The organism is Sphingomonas adhaesiva, assembly GCF_002374855.1.
GTDB lineage: Bacteria > Pseudomonadota > Alphaproteobacteria > Sphingomonadales > Sphingomonadaceae > Sphingomonas > Sphingomonas adhaesiva.
In genome coordinates, this window is the sequence record NZ_NWVC01000003.1 from 250,769 (window position 1) to 276,352 (window position 25,584).

The window sequence follows — 25,584 nt, forward strand, 5'->3', positions numbered from 1 at the left end:
TAGCGCGGCGACGTCCGTCACGGAAGCGGGCGGGACGCCGAGTGCGCCTCCGCGCTCAGCGCGCCGCGCGCGCCTTCGCGATCGCGTCCTGCAGCCGTTCGATCGGCAGCGCGCCGCTCAGCACCTGGTCGCCCACCACCCAGCTGGGCGTGCCGGTGATGCCCAGCTTTGCGGCGGTTTCCATGTTCTGGCGGATCGTCGCATCGGCATCGGCGGGGATGCGCGCGGCGTCGACGCCGGACGCCTTAGCGGCCTGCGCGATCGTCGCGTCGCTGACCGGGCCGGCGGCGTAGAGCGCATCGTGGAACGCCTTGAACTTCCCCTGCGACGCCGCCGCCAGCGCGGCGCGCGCGGCGGTGCGGCTTTCGTCGGACAGGACCGGCAATTCCTTGAACACCACGCGCAGGTTGCGGTCGGCGGCGACCAGCCGGTCGATCGTCGGCAGGCTGGCGCGGCAGAAGCCGCAATTATAGTCGTAATATTCGACCAGCGTGACATCGCCCTTGGGATTGCCGATCCATGCACCGGCATAGGGTTCCTCGATCACGCCGCGCGACGCGGCGACCGCGCGGGCGGCGTCGCGTTCCTGCAATTTCTGCATTGCCTGCGGGATGATCTCCGGGTTGGCCAGCAGATATTCGCGCACCACCTGTTCGGTGCGCGCGCGGTCGCCCGCATCCGGCGCGGCGCGATTGGCCAGCCACATGCCGCCCGCGCCGAACAACGCGCCCAGCACCACCATTCCCAGCAACCAGACGCGGTTCACCGTTTCTTCTTCCTGTCCTTGTCGGCCGCGGTCTGCGAGGTCATCGCGATATCCTGCGCGCGGATCCAGTCGGGGGTATTTTTCGTCAGGCCCGCCATCGCCGCGCGCGCGCGATCGACGGCGGTGCGATGGTCGCCGACCATGCTGGCGCGCTCGGCACTCGCCAGCGCGGCACGCGCCTCGTCCCCGGTCAGTTCGTAGACGGTGCCCAGCTGGAACCAGGCGAACGGATTCTCCGTATCGCGGCCCACTGCGGTGCGCAGCACGCGCTTGGCCTCGTCGTAATTCTTGGGGTCTTCGGTGGCGATCAGCGCATGACCGTAGGTGGTGGCGATCAGCGGGTCGTTGCGCGACCCCTCGGTCGCCTGCCTGAGCGGGGCGATCGCCAGCTTGGGCTTGCCCGCTTCCAGCAGGATCTGGCCCATGATCTCCTGGAAATAGGGATCGTCGGGGGAATGCGCGACCAGCGCCTCCGCCTCGGCATCGGCTTTGTCGGGGTAGCCGGCACGATGATAGGCATAGGCGCGCGCGTAATGCGCATAGACCGACTGGTCGCTTTCCGGATATTTCTGCATCGCCTGCGGCGGGGGGAGCAGGTAACCGTCCAGCTTCGCCTTCACGCGGCGGAACCGCTCCTCGATCGCCGGGTCGGACGGCTTGTTCCATGCCGGCGACGCCTGAAGATCGGCGGTCAGCGTCTGGATGCGCGTGCCCGACAGCGGGTGCGATTGCATGAACGGGTCGATGTTCTTCGTCCCGTAGCGATATTCCTGCTGCTGCAACGTCTTGAAGAAGCTGAGCATCCCCTTGCCGGTGATGTTCGCGGTATTGAGGTAGCGGACCGCGGAGGCGTCGGCGGTCGCTTCCTGCACGCGGGTGAACGACAGGTATTTGCCCAGCGCGGCCTGTTGCCCGGCGGCCAGGATGCCCGCGCCCGCCTCGCCCCCGCCCGCCGCCATCGCGGCAAGCCCCAGGACCATCGACAGCAGATAGATGCCCATCGCGGGCTTCTGCGCCTGTTCGCCGCTGATGATATGGCCGTCGGCGATATGCCCTAGTTCATGCGCGATCACGCCCTGCACCTGGTTGGCGTTGTCGGCCGCCTGGATCAGCCCGGTGTGGATGTAGACGATCTGCCCGCCAGCGACGAAGGCGTTGATCGAATCGTCGTTGACCAGCGCGAACTGGACGTCGGTGGGGCGCAGCCCAGCGGCGGTGACCAGCGGCGCCGACATGTCGCGCAGCAGCGCCTCGGTCTCCGCATCGCGCAGGATCGATTGCGCCTGTGCGGGCTGCGCGGCGACCAGCACCGTCACCGCGATGCCGATCACGAACCGGCGGAAGGGCGCGCGGCGCGCGGTCGCGCGGCGGATGGGTCGGGGCGTCATCGCGCGCCGGGATAGCGACGGTCGCTGAACCGCCGCTGACCCGACGTCGCCGAAGCGGCCGGCCGCCCCCGTCCGTCCACGCCGCGCGGCGGCGGGGGGAGGAGGGCGGCCGGGTCCGTCATGCGCCGAAGGTGCGCTGCCACCAGCCGCGACGCGGGGTGGTGGGGGCGCCGTCGTCCTTCGCCTCGTCCTCGGTGGCATCCGACGAAGCATCCGACGGGGCGTCGTCGCCATCGGTTTTGGCCTCCGCTGCCGGAGCAGCCTCGGCCGGCTCGGCGGCAGGGGCGTCGGCCTTCTTGCGGCGCGTACGCTTCGGCTTGGCCGGGGCGGGGGCCGCTTCCGGCTCGTCGGCTTCCGGCTCGGGCGCGCCCAGGCCGTCGTTCACCGGACCGGCATCGCCCGCCTCGGCGATCGGCTCGACCGGCTTCTTGCGGCGGGTGCGCTTGGGCTTGGCCGGGGCATCCGCCGCAGCGGCCTCGGCGACCGGCGCGGGCGCGGGCGCGGCGTCTTCCTCGACCGCGGCCGCTTCGACCGGGGCAGCGGCGCGGGCGCGCGGGCGGCGGCGCGTCTTGGGCGCCGGTTCGGGCGCGGGCGCCTCCTCCGGCTCGGCCGCGACGACCGGTTCGGCCTCGGCTTCCGCCTCGACGGCGTCGCTCACCGGCTCGGTGCCGGCGGCATCGCCCTCCGCCGGACGGTCACCGTCGCGACGGCGACCGCGACGGCCGCGGCGGCCACGGCGGCGACCGGCGCCTTCGCCCTCCGCCTCGACCGGAGCGGTGTCGTCCGCAACGGCCTCGGCCTCGGCGTCCTCATCCGCTTCGGCGGCAGGAGCGTCGACGTCGCGCTCCGCGGATTCGCCGTCCTCGCTCTCGCCCTCGGGCCGGTTGCGGCCGCGACGACCACGGCGGCGGCGACGGCGGCGGCCGTTGCGGCCCTCGCCGTCACCCTCGCCCTCGGCGCGCTCGCGGCGTTCGGACGGCGCCTCGTCTTCCTCGACGGCCTCGTCCTCCTCCTCGATCTCGTCCTCTTCCTCGATGTCGAGATCGTCCTCGAGATCCTCGATCGGGCGGTCGAACTTGGGTGCGTGCGCGGGCGGCGGGCCGGACGCCTCGACCGACATGCGCGCGCCTTCCTGCTCGCCGTCGGCGATGATGTCGACCTGCACGCCGTAGCGATCCTCGATCTCGGCGATGTCGGCGCGCTTGCGGTTGAGGACGTAGAAGGCCGCTTCCTGGCTGCACCGCAGCGTCAGCAGCGATCCGCGCCCGCGCGCGGCCTCATCCTCCAGCAGGCGCAGCGCCGACAGGCCCGACGACGACGCGGTGCGCACGAAGCCGGTACCCTCGCAATGCGGGCACGGGCGGGTCGATGCCTCCAGCACGCCGGTGCGCAGCCGCTGGCGGCTCATCTCCATCAGCCCGAAGCTGGAGATGCGGCCGACCTGGATGCGCGCGCGGTCGTTCTTCAGCGCCTCCTTCATCGCCTTCTCGACCTTCCGGACATTGGAATTGTTGTCCATGTCGATGAAGTCGATGACGACCAGGCCCGCCATGTCGCGCAGCCGCAGCTGGCGCGCGATTTCCTGCGCCGCTTCCAGGTTGGTCGCGGTGGCGGTCTGCTCGATATTGTGTTCGCGGGTCGACCGGCCGGAGTTGATGTCGATCGACACCAGCGCCTCGGTCGGGTTGATGACCAGATAGCCGCCCGACTTCAGCTGGACGACCGGATGGTACATCGCCGCCAGTTGGTCCTCCACGCCGGCGCGCTGGTACAGCGGCACCGGGTCGCTGTAATGCTTCACCTTCTTGGCGTGGCTGGGCATCAGCAGCTTCATGAATTCGCGCGCCTGGCGATAGCCTTCGTCGCCCTCGACGATCACCTCGTCGATGTCCTTGTTGTAGATGTCGCGGATCGCACGCTTCATCAGGTCGCTGTCGCCATAGACGAGCGCGGGCGCGGACGAGGTCAGCGTCTTTTCACGGATCTCGTCCCACAGCCGGGCGAGATAGTCGAAGTCGCGCTTGATCTCGGTCTTGGTGCGCTGCAGCCCGGCGGTGCGCACGATGCAGCCCATCGACGCCGGCAGCGCCAGATCGGCCATGATCGACTTCAGCCGCTTGCGATCGGCCGCGTTCGAGATCTTCCGGCTGATCCCGCCCCCGTGCGAGGTGTTGGGCATCAGCACGCAATAGCGGCCCGCCAGCGACAGATAGGTGGTCAGCGCCGCACCCTTGTTGCCGCGCTCCTCCTTGACGACCTGCACCAGCAGCACCTGGCGGCGGCGGATGACGTCCTGAATCTTGTAGCGGCGGCGCAGGTTCATGCGGCGCTGGCGCAGCGCCTCGACCTGATCGTCGTTGCCGCCGCCGTTGCCGCGCGACCGGCGACGCGGCGCGTCCCCGCCATGATCGTCGCCGCCGTGATCGTCGTCGCCGGCGTCCACGTCGTCGGCGTGATCGTCGTCGGCATCCTCGTCGCCGTCCTCGTCATCGTCGGCGGCGTCCAGCTCGGCGCGCAGCGCGGCTTCCTCGGCGGCGTGTTCCGCTTCCTCACGCAGCAGCGCGTCGCGATCCTCCTTGGGGATCTGGTAATAATCCGGGTGGATTTCGGAAAAGGCCAGGAAGCCGTGGCGGTTGCCGCCGTAATCGACGAAGGCCGCCTGCAGCGACGGCTCGACGCGCGTCACCTTGGCCAGATAGATATTGCCCTTGAGCTGCTTGCGCTCGGCACTTTCGAAATCGAATTCCTCGATCCGGTTACTCTTGACGACGGCCACCCGGGTTTCTTCCCGGTGGCGTGCGTCGATCAGCATGCGCGTGGTCATTGAACGGTCTCCACGCGCCCGGCCTGCCCGCATGGGGCGCCGCGGCGCGACGATAAGGCGCGGCCGCCCGCCCGAAGGGGGCGGCGGCGCGGATGGTGATGGGTGCTGCTGTCGCTGGCCGCAGGCCCCGGACGTGCCGGGGACCGACGAAGGCCGCGACCGTACCGTCACCGCCGGCAGGGGCCGGTCGGAACAGCGGTCGGGCGGAATACGGCATTGCGAGCGTCAACCTGATGGCCCGGTGCCGGCGACATGCCGGGCGGGCAGTTAGTTCGGGGAGCAAGTTGCGCGCCAGGCACGCTCCTTTCCCCGAAATGACGGGGTAGCATTGCCGCGCCCGCGCATCAACCGGCACGTTTCGGCCGGCGACATGGCAAATGCGCCGGCAATCTCTTTCCGAACACAACGTTAACCGCGCGCGGCAACCGCGGCTTGAAACCACGTTGCCTAACACCGCCGGCATGATGCAACGCACGGCGACGATCGACGGCCAGCGGGCTTTTCGCTGGACCGCACGGGGATGGTGGCGGCATGGAAGCGGCGTGTCGCTGCTTGCCGTCCTGTTGATGGGCCTGTTCCCCGGCGCGCCCGCGCTGGCGGCGACGGTCGAGCGTGTCGACGTCGGCGCGGACGGAGTCACCATCCGCTTCGACGCGGCAGTGGCGCGCGCCGCCAGCTTCGTCCTGCCCGGACCGGACCGGATCGCGATCGACGTCGATGGGGCGCAGCCGGCCGCGTCCTCATCGGCGGCGGGTGCGCCCGTGCGGATGGCGCGGCGCGGGCAGGACGGCGCGCGCATCGTCCTGGACCTGGCGCAGCCGATGGTGGTGGCGGGCGGGCGCTTCGTCGATGGCGGGCGGGCGCTGGCGCTACGGCTGCGGCGTGTCGACGCGGCCGGCTTCGCCGCCGCCTCCGCCGCCGGGCCGCTGCGCTTCCTGCCGTGGAACTGGGGGAAGAGCGGCGATGCCGACACACCCCCGCCGCGCGGACGCGTCCGCGTCTCGGTCCCCGTGCCGCCGCCCGCCGCGGGCGTCGCGCTGCCGCGCGTGGAGGGGGAGGCGGATCGCCCGCTGGTCGTCATCGACGCCGGGCACGGCGGGGTCGATCCCGGCGCGATCAACCCCGACACCGGGCTGCGCGAAAAGGACGTGACGCTGCGCATCGCTCGCGCGATCCGCACCGCGCTGCTGGACAGCGGGCGCGTGCGCGTCGCGCTGACCCGCGACGACGACCGCTACATCCTGCACCGCGAACGCTTCGGCATGGCGCGGCGGCTGAAGGCGGACCTGTTCATCTCCATCCATTGCGACAGCGTCGGCGAAGGGACGCCCAGCGGCGCGACCGCCTATACCCTGTCGGACGTCGCATCGGACAAGGAAGCCGCCCGGCTGGCCGCGCGCGAGAACAAGGCCGACGTGATCGCGGGCGTGAACCTGGATCGCAACGCCGACGTCTCCTCGCTGCTGATCGACCTGACGCAGCGCGAGACGATGAACGCCTCCGCCGGGTTCGCGCGGCTGCTGGGGCGTGAGGCGCGGCCGCTGATCCCGACCAAGGCCGATTTCCACCGCACCGCCTCGCTGCTGGTGCTCAAGGCGCCGGACATGCCCTCGATCCTGTTCGAAACCGGCTATCTCTCCACCCCCTCCGACGCGGCGTTCCTCGACAGCCGCGAAGGCCGCGCGAAGATCGCGCAGAGCGTGCAGCGCGCCGTCGACGTCTATTTCGCGCGCCGCCTCGCGATGAAGTGACGCGGCCCCGTACTTTCCACGGGGCGCGAACCTGCTAAACGCAGGCGCCTATGGCTTCCGATACCCCCAGCGAGACGATGACCGCGCGCCGCGGCGCCGGCGGTGCGCTGGCGGGGCTGTGGCGGCGGCGAATCGTGCGCTGGGGCGTCTGGCTGGCCGGGCTGGCGGCGGTCGCCGCGGGCGTGTTCTGGCTGGTGTTCGCGCGCGACCTGCCCTCGGTCGACAAGCTGAAGGCGTATCAGCCGCCGCTGCCCACCAACGTGCGGGCGGGCGACGGATCGCCGATCTATTCCTATGCGCGCGAACGGCGCGTGCAGCTGGCCTTCGCCGAATATCCCCCGCTGCTGGTGCGCGCGTTCCTGGCGGCGGAGGACAAGACCTTCTTCGAGCACCACGGCGTCGACTTCCCCGGCCTGGCGGGCGCGGTGATCGACTATGCGCGCAAGTTCGGCACCGGCCAGCGCGCCCGCGGCGGATCGACCATCACGCAGCAGGTCGCCAAGAACCTGCTGATCGGCAACGAATATTCGCCCACGCGCAAGATCCGTGAGGCGTTGCTGGCGTACAAGATCGAACAGACGCTGTCGAAACAGCAGATCATCGAACTGTACCTCAACCAGATCTTCCTGGGCCGCAACGCCTATGGCGTGGAGGCCGCGTCGCACGCCTATTTCGACAAGGAACTGGACGAGCTGACGCTCGGGCAGATGGCCTATCTGGCGATCCTGCCCAAGGGACCGGCGAATTACGATCCGTTCCGCAGCACCGATCGCGCGCTGGAACGGCGCAACTACGTGCTGCGCGAGATGGTCAAGAACGGTTTCGTGACGCAGGCGCAGGCCAGCGCCGCCGCGGCCGAACCGATCGGCGCGATCGCGCGGCGCACGCCCAAGTTCGAGCGTGTCGGCGGCTATTTCGTCGAGGAGGTTCGCCGCGAACTGATCGACCGGTTCGGCGAAAATGCCGACGACGGGCCGCACAGCGTCTATGCCGGCGGGCTGTGGGTGCGCACGTCGATGGACCGGCGGGTGCAGGAATATGCCGCCGCGGCGCTGCGCAACGGCCTGTTGCGCTTCGACAGCGGGCGTGGCTGGTCCGGGCCGCTGCGGCATGTCGAGCTGGGCGATGGCGGCACGTGGCTGGGCGCGTTGCTCAACACCAATATCGCGCTCGATTATTCGGACTGGCGCGCGGGCATCGTGATCGCGCGCGATGGCGATGCGTGGCAACTCGGCTTCGCCGACGGGTCGACCGGCACGCTGCCGCGCGGCGCGGCGCAGATGCCGGTGCGCGGCGTCGGCAGTCCGGCGTTCGGCGCGATCAAGCCGGGCGACATCCTGGCGGTGGCGCCATCGGCGGGCGGTGCGTTCGCGCTGCGCTCGGTCCCGCGCATCTCCGGCGGGATGGTGGTGCAGGAACCGATGACCGGGCGCATCCTGGCGATGCAGGGCGGGTTCGACGCCAGCGTGCAATCGTTCAACCGCGCCACCCAGGCGATGCGCCAGCCCGGATCGACGATCAAGCCGATCGTCTATTCCGCCGCGCTGGAACACGGCATGACCCCGGCGTCGATCATCGTCGACGGGCCGTTCTGCGTCTACCAGGGCGCGCGACTGGGGCAGAAATGCTTCAGGAACTTCGGCAATTCGCGCGGCGCCGGCCCGCACACGATGCGCTGGGGCATCGAACAGTCGCGCAACCTGATGACGGTGCGCGCCGCGGCGCAGACCGGCATGGCCAATGTCGTCAAGCTCATCAAGGCGATGCAGATCGGCGATTATTCGCCCTATCTCTCCTACGCGCTGGGCGCGGGCGAGACGACGGTGGAGAAGATGGTCAACGCCTATGGCGTGCTCGCCAACTGGGGCCGCTGGCACGATCCGTCGCTGATCGACGTGGTGCAGGACCGCAACGGGCAGGTGATCTGGCCGGAAAACTGGCGCGCCTGCGACGGCTGCAACATGCGCGAGTGGGACGGCAAGGCAATGCCGCGCCCGGCGATGCGCGGTCGCCAGGTGCTCGACGCGATGAGCGCCTACCAGATGGTGCACATCACCGAAGGCGTCATCCAGCGCGGCACCGCCACCGCGCTGCGCGACCTGGGGCGTCCGATCTTCGGCAAGACCGGCACCAATTCCGGCCCGACCGACGTATGGTTCATCGGCGGCACGCCGCAGATGATCGCCGGCCTGTACCTCGGCTATGACAGCCCGCGCAGCCTGGGCGGCTATGCGCAGGGCGGCACGGTGGCGGTGCCGGTGTTCAAGGAATGGGCGGTCAAGGCGTATGACGGCCTGCCGGTGCTGCCGTTCCGCGCGCCGCCGGGCATCCGCATGGTGCGCATCGACCGCGCCAGCGGCCGCCCGGTCTACGGCACTTTCCCGACCGATGCCGATCCGAAGGCGGCGGTGATCTGGGAAGCGTTCAAGCCGCAGAGCGAGGCGCCGCGCGCGCGCCGCGCCGGACCCGCCGCCACGCCCACCGCCGCGCCCACCACCGGTCCGGCCACGCGCGCGGCCAGCGACAGCGACTTCTTGCAGAAGCAGGGCGGCATCTACTAAGCCCGCCGCGATCGTTCTTTTTTCGTCGTCCCGGCACCGGCTGGGATCTCCCGGTTGCGAAGCGATGCTTGAGCCGCACGAGATTCCAGCCCGCGCTGGAATGACGTGACCTTGGAGAGTTCCTATGCGCGCCGAAGCGCAGGCCCATGTCGATAGCATCAACGAGGCGCTGGCGCTGTTGCGCCGCTTCCTCGACTGGGACCGCGCGCTGCGCCGGCTCGACGAGCTGAACGCGCGCGTCGAGGACCAGGCGCTGTGGAACAACCCCAAGGAGGCGCAGGCGGTGATGCGCGAGCGTCGCCGGCTGGACGAGGCGATCACCGCCACCCGCGACATCGAGCGCGAACTGTCCGACACCGCCGAACTGATCGAGATGGCCGAGGCCGAGGGCGACGCCGAAATGGCGGACGAGGGCGTCGCGGCGCTCAAGACGCTCGCCGATCGCGCGCAGGCCGACAAGGTCAAGGCGCTGCTAGCAGGGGAGGCGGACGCCAACGACACCTATCTGGAAATCAACGCCGGCGCGGGCGGCACCGAGAGCCAGGATTGGGCCGGGATGCTGCAGCGGATGTACACCCGCTGGGCCGAGCGACGCGGCATGAAGGTGGAACTGATCGACTATCACGCGGGCGAACAGGCCGGGATCAAGAGCGCGACGCTGCTGATCAAGGGCGAGAACGCCTATGGCTATGCCAAGGTGGAATCGGGCGTGCACCGGCTGGTGCGGATCAGCCCCTACGATTCCGCCGCGCGCCGCCACACCAGCTTTTCGAGCGTGTGGGTCTATCCGGTGATCGACGACAATATCGAGGTCGAGATCAACGAGAGCGAGCTGCGCATCGACACCTATCGCGCATCGGGCGCGGGGGGTCAGCACATCAACACCACCGACTCGGCGGTCCGCATCACCCATCTGCCGACCGGCATCGTCGTGCAGTGCCAGAACCAGCGGTCGCAGCACAAGAACAAGGCCGAGGCCTACAACCAGCTGCGCGCGCGCCTGTACGAGCGCGAACTGGCCGAGCGCGAGGCGGCGGCGAATGCCGAGAACGCCAGCAAGACCGACATCGGCTGGGGCCACCAGATCCGCAGCTATGTGCTCCAGCCCTATCAGCTGGTGAAGGACCTGCGCACCGGCACGACCAGCACCGCGCCCGGCGACGTGCTGGACGGCGACCTCGACGACTTCATGGCGGCGGCGCTGTCGCAGCGCGTGACCGGCGAGGCGGTGGTCGTGGAGGACGTCGACTGATGATCGCCGGGGGGGCGCTATCCTCGGTCGTCGTCGCGGCGGCGCTGCTGGCGTCGCTGACGGCGTGCGACGGGTCGAAACCGCTCCTCAAGCCGGAACCCACCGCCAGCCCCGGCCCGTTCCCCGCCGCCGACCGCCCGATCGCGCGCATCGTGTCGCCGCGCTGGTCGAACGAGGAAGCGCGCGATCGCCTGAACGAGGCCGGGCGCGTCATGGACCTGGCCGATATCCGCCCCGGCATGACCGTCGCCGATCTGGGCGCGGGCGAGGGCTATTATACCACCCGGCTGGCCGCGCGCGTCGGCGCGGACGGGCGCGTCCTGGCGGAGGATATCGTCCCGGCGGTGCGCGATGCGCTGGCCGAGCGCGTCGCGCGCGAGCGGCTGGAGAATGTCAGCGTGCGGCTGGGCCTGCCCGCCGATCCGCGGCTGCCGGAGAACAGCTTCGACCGGATCTTCATGGTGCACATGTATCATGAGATCGCGCAGCCGTACGAATTCCTGTGGCGGATGCGCCCGTCGCTGCGCCGCGACGGGCTGGTCGTGGTGGTCGACGCCGATCGCGCGACCCGCGACCATGGCACGCCGCCGATGCTGCTGCGCTGCGAATTCGCGGCGGTCGGCTATGCCCCGGTCGATTTCCGCGAGATGCGCTCGGCGGGCGGCTATCTCGCCACCTTCCGCGCTGCCGGCGCGCGGCCGGACCCGGCGTCGATCCGCGCGTGCCGGATGGGCGCGCGGGCGCGCAGCGCCGGCTGACCGTCCGCCCGCACCGGCTCAGGCCGCGCGCGCCAGCCATTCGTCCAGCGTCAGCGCGTCTGTGGCGCTGGTGTCCGCGCCCATGCTGTGGCGCATGATGTCGAGCGCCCAGTCGCGCCGCTCCGCGGTCTCGCTCGCCACCGCGTCGCCGGGCACCCACAGGTCATAGTCGCGCATGTGCGCATCGGCGGCGGTGAACAGGACGCAGATATCCGCCGCCACCCCGGTCAGGATCAGCCGGCTGGCCCCCAGTTGCGGCAGCAGCACCGGCAGGTTGGTGGCATAGAAGCCGGAGAATTGCGGTTTGACGATGAAGTAATCGTCGTCGCGCGGGCGCAGCGCGTCGATCAGCGCGCGGCCGGCGCTGTCGCCGCGGTCGCAATGGCCGACGATCGCGGCACGATCGGCATGCCATCGCCCGAAATTGTCGTTGACGAAGATCACCGGCACGCCCGCGCGCTCCGCCCCCGCCCGCAATCGCGCGATCCGCCGCGCCGCCGCCTCCGCCGCAGGGCGCAGCCGCTCGCCATCCTCGAACGACAGGTCGTTGATCATGTCGATGACCAGCAGCGCGGTCGCGCCGGGCGTGTCGGGGGCGGGGATATCAGCCATGGGCGTCCTTCGTGATGATACGCGGTCGGGGCGCAGTGGCCTTGCGTGGCCCTGCGTGGCTCTGGGTTTCGCACACCAGCCATCGCGGGCAGGGGGCATATCGCCACGTCACCCCCGCGCATATCGCACGACCCACGCGACAACGCCTTGACCTGCAACAACAATATCGAAAATGCGCGGCTACTCCGCCGCCAGCAGCTCCGCAGCCTGGAGATCCACCGACACCAGCCGGCTGACGCCCTTTTCCACCATCGTCACCCCGAACAGGCGGTGCATGCGGCTCATCGTCACGGCATTGTGCGTGACGATCAGATAGCGGGTGTCGGTTTCCTGCGTCATCCGGTCCAGCAGATCGCAGAAGCGTTCGATATTGGCATCGTCCAGCGGCGCGTCGACTTCGTCCAGCACGCAGATCGGCGCCGGATTGGTCAGGAACAGCCCGAAGATCAGCGCCACCGCGGTCAGCGCCTGTTCGCCGCCCGACAGCAACGTCAGCGATTGCAGCCGCTTGCCCGGCGGCTGCGCCATGATCTCCAGCCCGGCCTCCAGCGGATCGTCCGAATCGACCAGTTCCAGATGCGCCTGCCCGCCGTCGAACAGCGTGGTGAACAGCCGCCGGAAATGCCCGTCGACCGCCTCGAACGCCGCCAGCAGCCGTTGCCGGCCCTCGCGGTTGAGCGTACCGATCGACCCGCGCAGCCGGTTGACCGCCTGGCCCAGTTCCTCGCGCTCGGCGGCGGTGGCCGCGCCGCTCGTCTCCAGTTCGGCCAGTTCCTGTTCGGCGACCAGATTGACCGGACCTAGCCGCTCGCGATCCATCGTCAGCCGTTCGTGCGCGGCCGATTCGTCCTGCGGGCTGGCGACGGTGGCGCTGTCGAACCCCGCTTTGGTCGGCAGGACGGGGGCGGGGCATTCGAACCGCTCGCCCGACACGCGCCCCATCTCCACCCGGCGCAGTTCGTGGTTTTCGGCGCGCGCGGCGGCGCCGGCGCGGGCCTCGCGCGCGGCGGCCAGCGTCTCGTTGGCGCGCGCCTGCGCGGCATCGGCGGCGCGCACCGCGGCGTCGGCGTCGCGTTCCTCGCCTTGCGTCGTATCCGCGGCGGTGCGCGCAGTGTCGTGGGCCTGTTCCAGCCGGGCGATCTCGGCGGTCAGCTGCGCCGGGCGATCGGCAAGCTTTTCCAGTTCGGCGGACAGGTCGGCGGCGCGGCGGTCCATGTCGGCGATGCGGCGCACCGCTTCCCCCGCGCGGGCCTTCCAGCCCTGCATCTCGGCGCGGGCGGCGGCCTGCCGGTCGCGCGCCTGCGCCAGGTTGCGGTCGTGCGCGGTCCGGTCGGCGCGGGCGAGCGCCACCTGCGCGCGCGCCGCCTGCGCCTCGCCCTGCAACCGCGCGGTCGCCGCCGCCGCCGCGGACCCGTCGGGCAGCGCCGTCAGCGCGGCCTCGGCGCGGGCGCGCTCCGCATCGGCCTCGGCGATGTCGGCGGCGACGCGCGCCTGCCGCTCGATCAGGTCGGCGCGCTGCCCGGCCAGCCGCTCGATCTGCGCGGCGGCGCGATCCTCGGCGCGCTGCGCCTCGCGCTGCTGCGCCTCCGCCTGCGTCAGCAGCGCGCGCGCCGATTGCGCGGCGGCGCGCGCGCGCGCGATCCGCTCGTCCAGCGCGGCGCGGCGCGCGGTGGCGCGCTCGACCGCCTCGGCGGCGGCGGGGCGGTCGGCGGTCAGCTTCGCCAGCCGGTTGCGGCGTTCCAGCCGCTCGGCCGCCGCCGCGCCGCCGTGTTCGGTGACATAGCCGTCCCAGCGCCGCAGCCGCCCCTCGCGCGTGACCAGCCGCTGGCCGGGAGCGAGCGGCTGGCCCGAATCGCCCTCCACCAGGAAGATCTGCGACAGCCGCCGCGCCAGCGGCGCGGGCGCCTCGACCCGCGCGGCCAGCGGCAGCGTGCCGACCGGCGCGGGCGGATCGGTGGAGCGGACCGCCGATCCGTGCCAGTCCGAAAGCGACGATTCCATGTCGTCGCCCAGCGCCGCGGCCAGCGCGCGTTCGAACCCCGGCTCGGCACTGACCGCGCCCAGCAGCTTATCGTCCGCCTCGGTCGCGCCGCGCGCCAGTGCCGCCGCCTCGCCGTCCAGCGCCGCCAGTGCGGCGATCGCGGCGGCGCGGGCGGCCTCGGCGGGATCGCGATCGGCGGCGGCTTCCGCCTCGCTCGTCTCCGCCCACTCCAGCGCGGCGCGCGCCTTCGCGGCCTGTTCGCGCGCGGCGGCCTGCGTCTCCTGTGCGGCACCGCGCTCGTTTTCCAGCGCCTCGACGTCGCCGACGCCTGCGATCGCCTCCTCCAGCTGCACCGCATCGCGGGTCGCCCGCTCGAACCGCGCGGTCGCAGCGGCGCTGGCCGCCGCCGCGACGCGGCGTTCGGCGGCCTGCGCGGCCTGTTCGGACAGCGCCTGCGCCAGCGCCACCTCGACGTCACGGGCGTGCCGCTCCGCCTCGCTCAACGCCGCCTCCAGCGCGGGGACCGCCGCCGCGCCCTCGCGCACCTGCGATTCCAGTGCCGCAACCTCGTCGGTCAGGCGCGCCAGCGCATCTGCGGCGTCGTGCGACAGCGCATCCTCACGCGTGCGATCCTCCGCGATTCGCCGCGCATTGGTCTCCATTTCCAGCAACCGGCGCTGCAATCCGTGGCGCTGTTCGCGCGCACGCGTCAGCTGGTGCGTCACCTCACCGGCGTGATCGCGCGCCGCCAACGCCGCCGCACGCGCCGCCGCCAGCCGTTCCGCCGCCGCACGCTGCGCCGCGATCGTCTCCTGCTCGCGCGCGCTCGCCGCCGCGACCGCCGCTTCGGCGGCTTCCGCCTCGTCCTTCGCCGCCTCCGCCGCCTGCGCCGCGTCGCGCCAGCGGGCGTAGATCATCCGCGCCTCCGCCACGCGGATCTGTTCGGACAGCAGGCGATAGCGTTCCGCGGCGCGCGCCTGCCGCCTGAGCGCGGCGACGCGCGTCGCCTGGTCGCTCATCACCTCGTCGAGCCGCGCCAGATTGGCCTCGGTCGCGCGCATCCGCGCCTCGGCATCCTTGCGCCGTACGTGCAGCCCGGCGATCCCGGCCGCTTCCTCCAGCATCGCGCGCCGCTCGGCGGGGCGCGCCGCGATGATCGCGCCGATGCGGTTCTGGCTGACCAGCGCGGGGCTGTGCGCGCCGGTCGCCGAATCGGCGAACAGCAATTGCACGTCCTTGGCCCGCACGTCGCGCCCGTCGATGCGATAGGCGCTGCCCGCGCCGCGCTCGATCCGGCGGACGATCTCGCTTTCCTGCGCGCCGTCGGGGCGATCCACCTCGGCGAGCAGCGATACCTCGGCGAAGTCGCGCGGCGGGCGGGTCGCGGTGCCCGCGAAGATCACATCCTCCATCCCGGCGCCGCGCATCGACTTCGGGCTGTTTTCGCCCATCGTCCAGCGCAGCGCCTCCAGGAGGTTCGACTTGCCGCAGCCGTTGGGGCCGACGACGCCGGTCAGGCCCGGTTCGATGCGCAGGTCGGCCGGGTCGACGAAGCTCTTGAAGCCCGTCAGCCGCAGCCGCTTGATGCGCATCGCCCCGCGCCCGCCCGACGCTATCGCCGCGGCATCACGCGCCGGCGTTCTTCAGCGCGGCCTCGATCCCCTGCCACGTCACGACATTGTCGAGCTTGCGGCCGTTGAGGAAGAAGGTCGGGGTGCCGGTGACGCCCTGCTTGTCGGACGCATCCTGCATCATCTTGGTCAGCGCCTCGATCTCCTTGGTGTCGTTCAGGCAGGCGCGGGCCTGCGCCTCGGTCACGCCGCGCTGCTTGACGAAATCGACATAGCCCATGGCATCGCCCCAGGCATTGGCGATCTGCGCCGGGGTCATGTTGGCGGTGCGTTGCAGAAACGCCTGATCCTGCGCGACCTTCATCTGGGTGTCGAGGAACTTGGGCTGGTCGAGATACATCTGTTCCAGGATCGGGAAGAACGGCCCCGGCCCGGCGCAACGACCCAGCAGCGACGCGGCGAAATCGGGCGGGCCGTGGACCATGAAGTCACGGAATTCGTACGATACCTTGCCGGTGCGGACGTAATTCTCCTCCAGCGGGCGCTGCCCGGTCTGGCCGAACGCGCCGCAGGTCGGGCAGGTGCGCGACCCGTATTCGACCAGCTTGAGCGGCGCGTCGGGATTGCCCATCACGAACCCGCCCTCCGGCGTGCGCGAGACGACCTGCGTCCAGTCCTGCCCGGCCGGCGCCTTCACCGCGGCGACGGAATTGGCGGGGGCGGTGGGCGCGCTGTCATTGCCGCCGCCGCCCGATCCGCAGGCGGCGAGCAGCCCCAGCGCGGCGAGCGCGGGGATCGCGAGATATCTCATCACTTCACTCCGTTGGGTCATTTCGCACCGGCCGCGCGCAGCTGCGGTTCCAGCTTCGCCCAGTCGACATTCTGGATCAGCCGGCCGTTGATCTCGAACGCGGGGGTGCCCGCCACCTGCGACGTCGCGTTCGACGCCGCCAGCACGCGCTTCACCTGCGCATCGGTGGCGAAACAGGCGTCGATCGCGCCCGCCGGGGCGCCGGCGGCCAGCGCGATCGCGGTCAGCCCGCCGCCGTCGGCCATCGCCTTCAGCTGCGCCAGCTGCGGCCAGGCGGAGATGCGCGCGGCATTGCCCTGCTGCCATTCGGCGGTGCGTTCGAACCATTGCTGCTGCTGTGCGAACAGCGCCTTGTGCAGTCGCGGGAAGGCCGCCGGCCCGGCGCAGCGCGCCAGCGTCGCGGCGACGAGGTCGAGCCCGTCGTGGACCTGGTTGCGCACCTCCACGCTGACGCTGCCGGACCGGACCATCGCGCCCAGCGGCTGGTCCGACTGTTCGGCGTAATGTGCGCAATGCGGGCAGGTGTAGCTGACATATTCGACCAGCTTCACCCGCGCCCTGGGATTGCCGATCAGGTAGCTGCCGGTGGCGACCGGCGCGGCTACCGCGGTCCATGGGCGCGGCGCGGCGACGATCGGGGCGGCCAGCAGCAGTGCGGCGATAAGGGGCAGGACACGCATCATCGCACCTTGGGCAGGACGGGCAGCGGGGCGGGGGTGGCGGACGCGACGCCGGAGGCCAGCGCCTCCAGCACCGCCTTCAGTTCGGGATCGGCGATCGCCTTCAGGCTGCCGCCCAGTTCCGGGGCGGGGGCGAGCGAGGGCGGCGCGCGGCGTTCGGGGCGCTTGGTCACCTCACCCTGGCGGATCGCGACGCGGTTGATCGCGGCATAGCCGAAGAAGCGGTTGACCCGCTCGATGATCTCCACGGTCAGGTGGCTCATCATCGGGGCGTGCGCGCCGCGGACGGTCAGTGTCAGCGTGCCGTCCTGCTTCTTGCCGACGGGAAAGCGGATCGAATCGGGGCTGCTGACCGCGGCCAGCCGCTCGCCCACGATCTCAGGCCAGCGGCTGACGATCGCGGATTGCACGAAGCCGAAGCGGCGGAACGCGGCGCCGCCGATCGCGGGCAGCAGTTCGGCCACCTGTCGCGATCGGTTCTGCCGCTCGGGCGGGGGGGCAGGGACACGGTCGCGCTTGCTCATTCGCCGTCCCATGCCATAGCCGGGGCATGGACGCCAAGCGCCGCGATGTCGCCGCCCCGCTTCTCGACTGGTACGACCGTAACCGCCGCGACCTGCCGTGGCGGGCAAAGGCGGGCGAGACCCCCGATCCGTATCGGGTGTGGTTGTCCGAGGTGATGCTGCAACAGACGACCGTGGCGACGGTGCGCCCGCGCTTTTCGGCATGGATCGCGCGCTGGCCGACCTTCGCCGCGCTGGCGGCGGCGGACGAGGCGGACGTGATGGCCGCCTGGGCGGGGCTGGGATATTATGCCCGTGCGCGCAACCTGATGGCGGCGGCGCGGGTGATCGCGGCCGATCATGGCGGCGCGCTGCCGGATACCGAGGCGGCGCTGCGCGCGCTGCCGGGGTTCGGCGATTATACCGCGGCGGCGGTGGCGGCGATCGCGTTCGGGCGGCGCGCGGTGGTGGTCGACGCGAACGTCGAGCGGGTGGTCGCGCGGCTGTTCGCGATTCCGCACCCGCTGCCGGGCGGGCGCCGCGCGATCCGCGCCGCCGCCGACACGATCACGCCCGACCGGCGCGCGGGCGATTTCGCGCAGGCGATGATGGACCTGGGGTCGGCGATCTGCACCCCGCGCCGCCCGCGCTGCCTGCTGTGCCCGATCGCCGAGGGCTGCGCCGCGCGTGCGCTGGGCACGCCGGAGACGTTCCCGGTGAAGAAGCCGAAGGCAGCGCGCCCGCATCGGCACGGCACGATCTTCTGGCTGGAACGCGACGGCGCGGTGCTGCTGGTGCGGCGCCCGGACAAGGGGCTGCTGGGTGGGATGCGCGCGCTGCCGACCGGGCCGTGGGGCGATGCGCCGCCGGGACTGGCGGAGGCGCCGGCGGCGGCGGACTGGCGGATGCTGGACGACGGTGTCTCGCACGGGTTTACGCACTTCACGCTCGACCTTGCGCTGGCGGTCGCGCGGACGCATCACGCGGTCAACATCGGCGAATGGTGGCCGGTCGACCGACTGGACGAGGCGGGTCTGCCGACCTTGTTCGCCAAGGCCGCGGCGGTGGTGAGGAGAATGGCGTGACGAGCAAGCGGTGGACAATGGCGGCGGCGCTGGCCCTGGCGCTGGCGGCCGGGGGCACGGGACTGGCGCGGCAGGCGCAGCCGGCACCGGCACCGGCGGCGCGCGCGCCTTCGCTGCTGCCCGCGACCCAGGCATTGTTCGACCGATACGTGGCCGAGCGCCGCGTGCCCGGAATCGTCGGTGCGTTCGGACGTGACGATTACCCGACCTATTTCGTGTCCAGCGGCACGATCGCCTGGGGCGATGGCGCGCCGGCGGCGGGGCCGGACAGCCTGTGGCGCGTCTATTCGATGACCAAGCCGGTCACCGCGATGGCGGCGATGATCCTGATCGAGGAAGGCAAGATCGGGCTGGACGACCCGCTGTCGAAATATTTCCCGGCGTTCGCGACGATGCGCGTGCTGACCAGGCCCGACACCTCGCTCGACAGCCGCCCGGCGACGAAGCCGATCACGATCCGCGAGTTGCTGACGCATACCGCCGGGCTGGGCTACAATATCATCAGCAAGGGGCCGCTGCTGAAGGAATATGAGGCGCGCGGCATCCTGCCCGCCGCGCTCAACGCCGCGACCGAGGGCAAGGCGAAGGCCGCGCGGCCCACATCGCTGGCGGAGTTCGCGAATCGCGTCGCGGCGCTGCCGCTGATCGCGGAGCCGGGGACGAAATGGAGCTATTCGATCGGCCTCGACGTGATGGGCGCGGTGATCGAGAAGGCGAGCGGGATGCCGTTCGACCGCTTCGTCCAGACGCGGCTGCTCGATCCACTCAAGATGAGCTCGACCTTCTGGCAGGTGCCGCAGAAGGACGCCGGGCGGCTTGCCACCAATTATGCGGTTCTGGGGGCGCAGGGCGTGCCGGTCGATCCGGCGGCGACCTCGGTCTATCTCCAGCCGCCCAGCTTTCCCTATGGCGGTGCGGGGCTGGTGTCGTCGGCGCGCGACTACGACCGGTTCCTCCACATGATCCAGGATCGCGGCACGCTGGACGGCGTGCGCGTGCTGAAGCCGGAGACGGTGGCGCTGGCGACGTCGAACCTTCTGCCCGCGGGCGTCACCTTTACCGGGGTGACGCCGGGCAGCGTCACCGACACCGGCTATGGCGCGGGCGGCTATGTCACGCTGGCCGACCGGCCGGGGGTGCTGGCGGGCACCTATGGTTGGGACGGCGCGGCGAACAGCGTCGCATGGGTCAATCCGACGCATCGGATGCGCGGCGTGGTGATGGTCAACATCTTCCCGCCCGGCTCGCTGCCGCTGCGCCGCGAGGTGCCGGCCGCGCTGATTCAGGACGCGGCGAGGCTGCACCGGTGATCGCCGCTCCGGGGTTCACCGGCGGGACGCTCGACCGCGCCGACCATTTGCGCCACGATGCCGATGCCTTTGCGGCGGCACTGGGCAACTGGCAGTCGCGGCTGCTGAAGCTCGACGGGTTCGAGCCGGAGGTGGACGACAGCGGCCGGCTGGCGTGGACGATGTTGTCCGACGCGCCCGACGATGCCGAATTCGTGCTGCTGGGGCTGGACGGCGGGCGCGCGCGCTTCGCGGCGGTGCCGCCCGCGGGGGGACCGGCGCCGTCGTTCCGATCGCCCACCCTGTTCCGTCTGCTCGACCAGCTGCAGCCGGGGGAGGCGGCGACCTTTGCCACCGGGCGCTCGCTGGTCGACTGGCATCTGCGGCACCGGTTCTGCGCGCAATGCGGCGCGTCCACCGCGATTTTCCGCGCAGGGTGGGGCCGCAAATGCGGAGCGTGTAACGCCGAGCATTTCCCCCGTGTCGACCCGGTCGTCATCATGCTGGCCGAACATGACGGGCGCGCGCTGGTCGGGCGCCAGCCGGCCTTTCCCAAGGGGCGCTATTCGGCACTGGCCGGATTCCTGGAGCCGGGCGAATCGATCGAGGAAGCGGTGCGGCGCGAGATCGGCGAGGAAGCCGGGCTGCCGATCGGCGCGGTGCGCTACGTCGCCAGCCAGCCGTGGCCGTTCCCCGCGCAGCTGATGATCGCCTGCGTCGCGCAGGCGGAGCACGACCGCATCACGCTCGACGCCAACGAATTGGAGGATGCGATGTGGGTGACGCGCGACGACGTGCGCGCCGCGCTGGCGGGGGAGGGGCCGTTCCTGGCCCCGCCGCCCTATGCGATCGCGCACACGCTGCTGGAGGCATGGTCGGCCGGGGAGTGACCCCGGCCGGGGGCGATTACTGAGCGACCTTCAGCTGTTGCAGCACGAACGCCTGCGCCTCGGCATTCTGGCGATAGCGTTCGAAGCGGCCCGACTTGCCGCCGTGCCCGGCCTCCATGTTGACGCGGAACACCAGCGGGTTGCTGTCGGTCTTCATCTCGCGCAGCCTGGCGACCCATTTGGCGGGTTCGTAATATTGCACCTGGCTGTCCCACAGGCCGGTGCCGACGTACATCGCCGGATACCCCTGCCGCGTCACATTGTCGTAGGGCGAGTAGCTGAGCATATAGTCGTAATAGGCCTTCTGCGCCGGGTTGCCCCATTCGTCATATTCGAACGTGGTCAGCGGGATCGAGGCGTCGAGCATCGTCGTCACCACGTCGACGAACGGCACCTGCGCGACCATCACCGCATAATCCTTCGGCGCGATGTTCGCGACCGCACCCATCAGCAGCCCGCCCGCGCTGCCGCCCATCGCCGCGACGCGGCCCGGCGCGGCATATTTCTGCGCCACCAGATAGCGGGTGACGTCGACGAAATCGGTGAAGGTGTTCTTCTTGTTGAGCAGATGCCCGTCGTCGTACCAGCCGCGGCCCATTTCCTGCCCGCCGCGGATATGCGCCAGCGCATAGACGACGCCGCGGTCGAGCAGCGGCAGGCGGGCGGGATCGACCGCCGGGTCCGTGGAGATGCCGTAGCTGCCATAGGCGTACTGGAACAGCGGCGCGGTGCCGTCGCGCTTCGTACCCTTGCGATAGACGATCGACACCGGCACCTTCGTCCCGTCGCGTGCGGGTGCCCAGACGCGTTCGGTCACGTAATTGGCGGGATCGTAGCCGGGGACCGGCGCCACCTTCAGCGTGCGGCGCTCGCCGGTCCTCGCATTCACCTCATAGGTGGTGGTGGGCGTGACCAGCGAGGCATAGCTGTAGCGCACCCAGTCGGTCTTCGCCGGTTCGGCGTTGATCGACAGCGACATCTGGTACGCCGGCTCGTCCGCCTTGACCGGGGTGGAGCGCCCGTCGTCGCCCAGCAGGCGGATCATGCGGTTCCCGCCCTCGCGCTGGTCGATCGCGACGAAGCCGGCGAAGGGGGTGAAATCCTCGATGAAGACGGTGTCGCTGGCCGGCGTCAGGTCGCGCCAGGCCGCGACGCCCTTCGCGGCATCGGCATCGGCGAGCGTCACCAGCTTGTAGTTCTTGGCATCGCGATTGGTCTTGACGATCCAGCGCGTGCCCATGTGATCGGCCTGATAACGGAAATCGCGCGCGCGCGGCGCGAACAGCGTCAGCGCGGCGGGAGTGGCCAGCGGCGCGCAGCGTTGCTCGTCGCTGACGGTCGATTCGACGCGCACGCACCAGAAACGATCGTCGCTGGTGCGGTTGATCGACATCTGGAAGGTGTCGTCCTTCTCCTCGTACAGCACGCGGTCGGTGGCGGGGGCGGTGCCCAGCACGTGCGCCATCACCTTGTACCCGCGCAGCGTCGTCGGATCCTTGGCGATGTACATCAGCGTGCGGTTGTCGTCGGCCCAGACCAGGTTCGGCTCCGCATCGGTGATCGTGTCCGGCAGCAACTGCCCGGTCGCCAGATCCTTGATCCGGACGACATATTGCCGGCGCCCGACGGTATCGGTGGCAAAGGCCGCCAGGCGGTTGTCGGGGCTAATCTCCATATCGCTCAGCGCGAAGAAATTGTGGCCCTTCGCCATGGCGGGCTGATCGAACAGCAGTTCGGCGGGCGCGTCGGCGCTGCCCTTGCGCCGTTCCATGATCGGGTAATTGGCGCCGGCGGCATAGCGGCTCTGATACCAATAGCCGTTGCGCCGATAGGGAACCGAGCTGTCATCCTGTTTGATGTGGCTCACCGCCTCGGCATAGAGGCGGTCTTCCAGCGGCTTGAGCGGGGCGAGGAGCGCGTCGGCATAGTCGTTCTCCGCCTTCAGATAGGCGAGCATCTCCGGGTTCTTCCGCGTGTCGTCGCGCAGCCAGTAATAGGCATCCTCGCGCGCGCCGTTGGGGGAGGGGACGGTATGCGGCTTCTTCGCCGCGCGCGGCGGCTGCGGCGCACCTGCCGCTGCCGGGCGATTTCCCTGCGCCAGCGCGACAGCGGACACCGACAGCAGGACGCCGGCGAGCAACAGCTTCTTCATGGAATGGACCGTCCGATCGAGGGGAGACAATGTATCCCACGATACGGGGTGCGCCGCACCGCGCAAGCCCCGGCGGGTCGGCAAATCAGCCGCGCGGGCGCGCCTGTGCATAGGTGCCCAGCACGCGCACCCATTTGGAATGGAAGCCCAGTTCCTCCATCGCGCGGTCGAACGCCGGGTCGCCGGGGCGCCCCTCCACATCGGCGAAGAATTCGGTCGCGGCGAAGCTGCCGCCGCGCTGGTAGCTTTCCAGCTTGGTCATGTTGACCCCGTTGGTCGCAAAGCCGCCCATCGCCTTGTAGAGCGCGGCGGGGATGTTCTTCACCTCGAAGATGAAGGTCGTCATCCACGGCCCGGCGCCGGTCAGCGGCCGCGCGCCGCGCGCCAGCACCACGAAACGGGTCATATTGTGGTCGGCATCGGCGATGTCGGTGGCCAGCAGGTCGAGGCCGTAGAGCGCCGCGGCGCCGGGCGGGGCGAGCGCCGCGACCGCCGGATCGCGCCGTTCCGCGACCAGTGCCGCGGCGCCGGCGGTGTCGGGGTAGCTCAGCGGTTCGATGCCGTGCGCCTTCAGCCAGTGGCGGCACTGGCCCAGCGCCTGCGGATGGCTCATCGCCTGGCGCACCCCGTCGCGCGGGCCGCAGCCGATCAGCGCGTGGCGGATCGGCAGGAAATGTTCGCCGGTGATGACCAGCCCGGATTCGGGCAGCAGGAAATGGATGTCGGCGACGCGGCCGTGGAGCGAATTTTCGATCGGGATGATCGCGCAATCGGCATGGCCCGCCTTCACCGCGTCCAGCGCATCCTCGAAGCTGAAGCAGGGGAGCGCCAGCGCGCCCGGAAACGCCTCCGCCACCGCGACATGGCTGTTGGCGCCCGGCGCGCCCTGGAACGCGACGGCGCGTTCGGGGTGGGCGGCGGCGGCGGCGGCCATGTCGGCGACGAGCGATCGGGCGGGGGCGGCGTAGCTTTCCATGATGGCGCCCGCGACTAGGGAGTGCACCGGCTGCGCTCAAGTGCTTGCGGTCCCCCCATCGCTTTTCTATGGGATGCCCTAATCAAGAGGGGCGGATAGCGCGACATGGACGATCGGAACAACACGATTGCAGGCTGGGTACTGGGTGGTGCCGCCGTCGCGCTGGGGCTGTCGATCGCCGGGGGGATGATTTTCCACGGCGAACGGCCCGAGAAGATGGGCTATGCGATCGAGGGCGTCGAGGAGGCCGGCGCGGGCGGCGGCGAAGCGGCGGAGCCGATCGCGACGCGCCTGGCGAAGGCCGATCCGGCCAAGGGCGCCGACGTGTTCAAGAAGTGCGCGGCGTGCCACACGATCAACCAGGGCGGCGCCAACGGCATCGGCCCGAACCTGTACGCCACGCTGGGCGAGCCGGTTGGCCAGGGCAAGGGCGGCTTCGCCTTCTCCGATGCGCTCAAGAGCGTCGGCGGCAACTGGGACTTCGACAAGATGGACGCGTGGCTGACCAGCCCGCGCAAGTTCGCCAACGGCACCAAGATGACCTTCGCCGGTCTGGGCAACGCACAGGACCGTGCCGACCTGATCGCGTACCTGAACCAGCAGGGATCGAACCTGCCGCTGCCGGCCGCCCCGGCCGCCGGCGCCGCCCCGGCGGCGAAGGACGGCGCGGTCGCCAACGTGACCGACAGCGCGAAGGGCGACACCGCCGACATCGCGAACCAGGGCACGCCCGCGTCGGGCGCCCCCTCGGTCGATCCCGCCGCGAAGAAGGACAAGGCGCTGGCGGTGGAGCCGCCCGCCAAGAAGTAAGGATCAGGCGGGCGGGCAGGTTGCCCGCCGCCGTCCGCGGCTGTCGGCACGCGCCCCGGCGCCAGACGCGCTGCGCTTGCGACCTCCGCCGCCCGGACGGAGCGATGCCGGACGCTCAGGGCAGCAGGAACGTGCCCTCGATCGTCGTCACGCACGATCCCGACAGGATCACCCGATCGCCATCCAGCCGGCATGACAGGTGCCCGCCGCGCGCGCTGGCCTGAAACGCGGTGAACGTGTCGCGGCCCAGTCGCGTGGTCCAGTAGGGTGCCAGCACGGCATGTGCCGATCCGGTCACCGGATCCTCGGGAATGTCGAAATAATCGGTGAAGACGCGGCTGACGACCTCGGCCGTCTGCCCCGCGGCGGTGACGATATGGACATAGGGGCCAAGCGCCTTCAGCGCGCGACCGTCCGGCGCCGCGGCGCGCACAGCGGCCTCGTCGTCCACGACGATCACGGCATAGCCCTTGTCATGCCACAGCGTCTCGCGCGCGGTGACGCCCAGCGCGGCGACGATATCCGGCAGCGGGCGCGGGGCGGGCGCCCAGGCCGGCAGCGCCATGTCGTAGCGGGCGCCGGTGCTGGCGCGGGCGACCGCGAGCACGCCGGCCTGCCGCGTGCGGAAGGTGACGCGATCGCGCGTGCTGTCCGACGCCAGCACGACATGTCCGCTCGCCAGCGTCGCATGGCCGCACAGCGCGACCTCCGCCGCGGGGGTGAACCAGCGCAGTTCGTAATCCGCAGCGCCGCTGTCGTCCGCGACCAGGAAGGCGGTTTCGGACAGGTTGTTCTCCTGCGCGATCGCCTGCAGCACGCCATCGCCCAGCCAGCGCGGCAGCGGCATCACCGCCGCCGGATTGCCCGCGAAGGCGGCGTCGGCAAAGGCATCGACCTGGGTGAAGGGCAGGCGCATCGCGGCAA

The 25,584-nt window shown here is 70.8% G+C and carries 19 protein-coding genes; 8 read left to right on the plus strand and 11 right to left on the minus strand.

All coding sequences use genetic code 11. From position 1 onward, the window contains the following. Positions 1-55 precede the first annotated feature (55 nt). The 3 genes from COA07_RS08625 to COA07_RS08635 all read right to left on the minus strand — a co-directional run bounded on the left by COA07_RS08625 (position 56) and on the right by COA07_RS08635 (position 4,966). A complete protein-coding gene (locus COA07_RS08625; RefSeq protein ID WP_245842070.1) occupies positions 56-766 on the minus strand; it encodes a DsbA family protein in 711 nt (236 codons plus the stop codon). Next, a complete protein-coding gene (locus COA07_RS08630) occupies positions 763-2,154 on the minus strand; it encodes a M48 family metalloprotease (protein ID WP_066711973.1) in 1,392 nt (463 codons plus the stop codon). Before COA07_RS08630 ends, COA07_RS08625 begins: the two co-directional genes overlap by 4 nt. 118 nt (positions 2,155-2,272) lie before the next feature. Further along, on the minus strand, positions 2,273-4,966 hold the full coding sequence (locus COA07_RS08635) for an Rne/Rng family ribonuclease (RefSeq protein WP_096640901.1): 2,694 nt from the start codon (positions 4,964-4,966) through the stop codon (positions 2,273-2,275). 473 nt (positions 4,967-5,439) lie between these two features. Here COA07_RS08635 and COA07_RS08640 point away from each other — a divergent pair, with 473 nt between their 5' ends. The 4 genes from COA07_RS08640 to COA07_RS08655 all read left to right on the plus strand — a co-directional run bounded on the left by COA07_RS08640 (position 5,440) and on the right by COA07_RS08655 (position 11,300). Further along, the gene (locus COA07_RS08640; protein ID WP_245842071.1) at positions 5,440-6,729 is read left to right on the plus strand and encodes an N-acetylmuramoyl-L-alanine amidase family protein; all 1,290 of its coding nucleotides are present in this window, start codon (positions 5,440-5,442) and stop codon (positions 6,727-6,729) included. 50 nt (positions 6,730-6,779) lie between these two features. Continuing rightward, positions 6,780-9,290, plus strand: coding sequence for a penicillin-binding protein 1A (locus COA07_RS08645; protein ID WP_096640807.1), 2,511 nt, complete (start codon positions 6,780-6,782; stop codon positions 9,288-9,290). A gap of 124 nt (positions 9,291-9,414) precedes the next feature. Then, positions 9,415-10,542: a peptide chain release factor 2 gene (gene prfB, locus COA07_RS08650; RefSeq protein WP_066713661.1), complete on the plus strand. Its 1,128-nt coding sequence runs from the start codon at positions 9,415-9,417 to the stop codon at positions 10,540-10,542. Beyond that, entirely contained in the window at positions 10,542-11,300 is a 759-nt protein-coding gene (locus COA07_RS08655) for a class I SAM-dependent methyltransferase (protein WP_096640809.1), read from the plus strand. The genes prfB and COA07_RS08655 overlap by 1 nt, the downstream gene beginning before the upstream one ends. Positions 11,301-11,318: 18 nt before the next feature. Here the strand turns inward: COA07_RS08655 and COA07_RS08660 are convergent, their stop codons facing one another. The 5 genes from COA07_RS08660 to COA07_RS08680 all read right to left on the minus strand — a co-directional run bounded on the left by COA07_RS08660 (position 11,319) and on the right by COA07_RS08680 (position 17,491). After that, positions 11,319-11,912 (minus strand): cysteine hydrolase family protein, encoded by a 594-nt coding sequence (locus COA07_RS08660; RefSeq protein ID WP_066713783.1) that lies wholly within the window; start codon positions 11,910-11,912, stop codon positions 11,319-11,321. Positions 11,913-12,092: 180 nt separating this feature from the next. Continuing rightward, positions 12,093-15,485: a chromosome segregation protein SMC gene (gene smc, locus COA07_RS08665; RefSeq protein ID WP_096640811.1), complete on the minus strand. Its 3,393-nt coding sequence runs from the start codon at positions 15,483-15,485 to the stop codon at positions 12,093-12,095. A 34-nt stretch (positions 15,486-15,519) separates the two neighbouring features. Then, complete coding sequence (locus COA07_RS08670; protein ID WP_083957027.1) at positions 15,520-16,275, minus strand: thioredoxin domain-containing protein; 756 nt, start codon at positions 16,273-16,275, stop codon at positions 15,520-15,522. A gap of 17 nt (positions 16,276-16,292) precedes the next feature. Next, entirely contained in the window at positions 16,293-16,955 is a 663-nt protein-coding gene (locus tag COA07_RS08675; RefSeq protein ID WP_169803593.1) for a thioredoxin domain-containing protein, read from the minus strand. Continuing rightward, positions 16,955-17,491, minus strand: coding sequence for a DUF721 domain-containing protein (locus COA07_RS08680; RefSeq protein ID WP_066713203.1), 537 nt, complete (start codon positions 17,489-17,491; stop codon positions 16,955-16,957). The genes COA07_RS08675 and COA07_RS08680 overlap by 1 nt, the downstream gene beginning before the upstream one ends. A 14-nt stretch (positions 17,492-17,505) precedes the next feature. On the opposite strand from COA07_RS08680, the gene mutY reads away from it, so the two are divergent. Genes mutY through nudC form a run of 3 tightly spaced genes read left to right on the plus strand, consistent with a single transcriptional unit; the run spans position 17,506 to position 20,722 of the window. Further along, the gene (mutY, locus tag COA07_RS08685) at positions 17,506-18,543 is read left to right on the plus strand and encodes an A/G-specific adenine glycosylase (protein ID WP_096640813.1); all 1,038 of its coding nucleotides are present in this window, start codon (positions 17,506-17,508) and stop codon (positions 18,541-18,543) included. Continuing rightward, positions 18,540-19,853, plus strand: coding sequence for a serine hydrolase domain-containing protein (locus COA07_RS08690; protein ID WP_245842072.1), 1,314 nt, complete (start codon positions 18,540-18,542; stop codon positions 19,851-19,853). The genes mutY and COA07_RS08690 overlap by 4 nt, the downstream gene beginning before the upstream one ends. After that, on the plus strand, positions 19,853-20,722 hold the full coding sequence (gene nudC / locus COA07_RS08695; protein ID WP_066706970.1) for an NAD(+) diphosphatase: 870 nt from the start codon (positions 19,853-19,855) through the stop codon (positions 20,720-20,722). Before COA07_RS08690 ends, nudC begins: the two co-directional genes overlap by 1 nt. Before the next feature lie 16 nt (positions 20,723-20,738). Here the strand turns inward: nudC and COA07_RS08700 are convergent, their stop codons facing one another. Both COA07_RS08700 and COA07_RS08705 read right to left on the minus strand, forming a co-directional pair. Next, positions 20,739-22,874 (minus strand): S9 family peptidase, encoded by a 2,136-nt coding sequence (locus COA07_RS08700; protein WP_083956679.1) that lies wholly within the window; start codon positions 22,872-22,874, stop codon positions 20,739-20,741. An 85-nt stretch (positions 22,875-22,959) separates the two neighbouring features. Continuing rightward, complete coding sequence (locus COA07_RS08705) at positions 22,960-23,850, minus strand: prephenate dehydratase (protein ID WP_066706901.1); 891 nt, start codon at positions 23,848-23,850, stop codon at positions 22,960-22,962. Positions 23,851-23,955: 105 nt separating this feature from the next. On the opposite strand from COA07_RS08705, the gene COA07_RS08710 reads away from it, so the two are divergent. Continuing rightward, positions 23,956-24,660, plus strand: coding sequence for a c-type cytochrome (locus COA07_RS08710; RefSeq protein WP_066706909.1), 705 nt, complete (start codon positions 23,956-23,958; stop codon positions 24,658-24,660). 115 nt (positions 24,661-24,775) lie between these two features. Here the strand turns inward: COA07_RS08710 and COA07_RS08715 are convergent, their stop codons facing one another. Further along, positions 24,776-25,576, minus strand: coding sequence for a PhzF family phenazine biosynthesis protein (locus COA07_RS08715; protein ID WP_066706911.1), 801 nt, complete (start codon positions 25,574-25,576; stop codon positions 24,776-24,778). Positions 25,577-25,584 lie beyond the last annotated feature (8 nt).

Bases quoted from the DNA above. Each gene is read 5' to 3' on its own strand.
- COA07_RS08700 (WP_083956679.1), bottom strand. From the start codon at position 22,874: ATGAAGAAGCTGTTGCTCGCCGGCGTCCTGCTGTCGGTGTCCGCTGTC.
- mutY (WP_096640813.1), top strand. From the start codon at position 17,506: ATGGACGCCAAGCGCCGCGATGTCGCCGCCCCGCTTCTCGACTGGTAC.
- COA07_RS08630 (WP_066711973.1), bottom strand. From the start codon at position 2,154: ATGACGCCCCGACCCATCCGCCGCGCGACCGCGCGCCGCGCGCCCTTC.
- prfB (WP_066713661.1), top strand. From the start codon at position 9,415: ATGCGCGCCGAAGCGCAGGCCCATGTCGATAGCATCAACGAGGCGCTG.
- COA07_RS08705 (WP_066706901.1), bottom strand. From the start codon at position 23,850: ATGGAAAGCTACGCCGCCCCCGCCCGATCGCTCGTCGCCGACATGGCC.
- smc (WP_096640811.1), bottom strand. From the start codon at position 15,485: ATGCGCATCAAGCGGCTGCGGCTGACGGGCTTCAAGAGCTTCGTCGAC.
- COA07_RS08675 (WP_169803593.1), bottom strand. From the start codon at position 16,955: ATGCGTGTCCTGCCCCTTATCGCCGCACTGCTGCTGGCCGCCCCGATC.
- COA07_RS08715 (WP_066706911.1), bottom strand. From the start codon at position 25,576: ATGCGCCTGCCCTTCACCCAGGTCGATGCCTTTGCCGACGCCGCCTTC.
- COA07_RS08680 (WP_066713203.1), bottom strand. From the start codon at position 17,491: ATGGGACGGCGAATGAGCAAGCGCGACCGTGTCCCTGCCCCCCCGCCC.
- COA07_RS08645 (WP_096640807.1), top strand. From the start codon at position 6,780: ATGGCTTCCGATACCCCCAGCGAGACGATGACCGCGCGCCGCGGCGCC.
- COA07_RS08635 (WP_096640901.1), bottom strand. From the start codon at position 4,966: ATGCTGATCGACGCACGCCACCGGGAAGAAACCCGGGTGGCCGTCGTC.
- COA07_RS08660 (WP_066713783.1), bottom strand. From the start codon at position 11,912: ATGGCTGATATCCCCGCCCCCGACACGCCCGGCGCGACCGCGCTGCTG.
- COA07_RS08710 (WP_066706909.1), top strand. From the start codon at position 23,956: ATGGACGATCGGAACAACACGATTGCAGGCTGGGTACTGGGTGGTGCC.
- COA07_RS08670 (WP_083957027.1), bottom strand. From the start codon at position 16,275: ATGAGATATCTCGCGATCCCCGCGCTCGCCGCGCTGGGGCTGCTCGCC.
- COA07_RS08640 (WP_245842071.1), top strand. From the start codon at position 5,440: ATGATGCAACGCACGGCGACGATCGACGGCCAGCGGGCTTTTCGCTGG.
- COA07_RS08655 (WP_096640809.1), top strand. From the start codon at position 10,542: ATGATCGCCGGGGGGGCGCTATCCTCGGTCGTCGTCGCGGCGGCGCTG.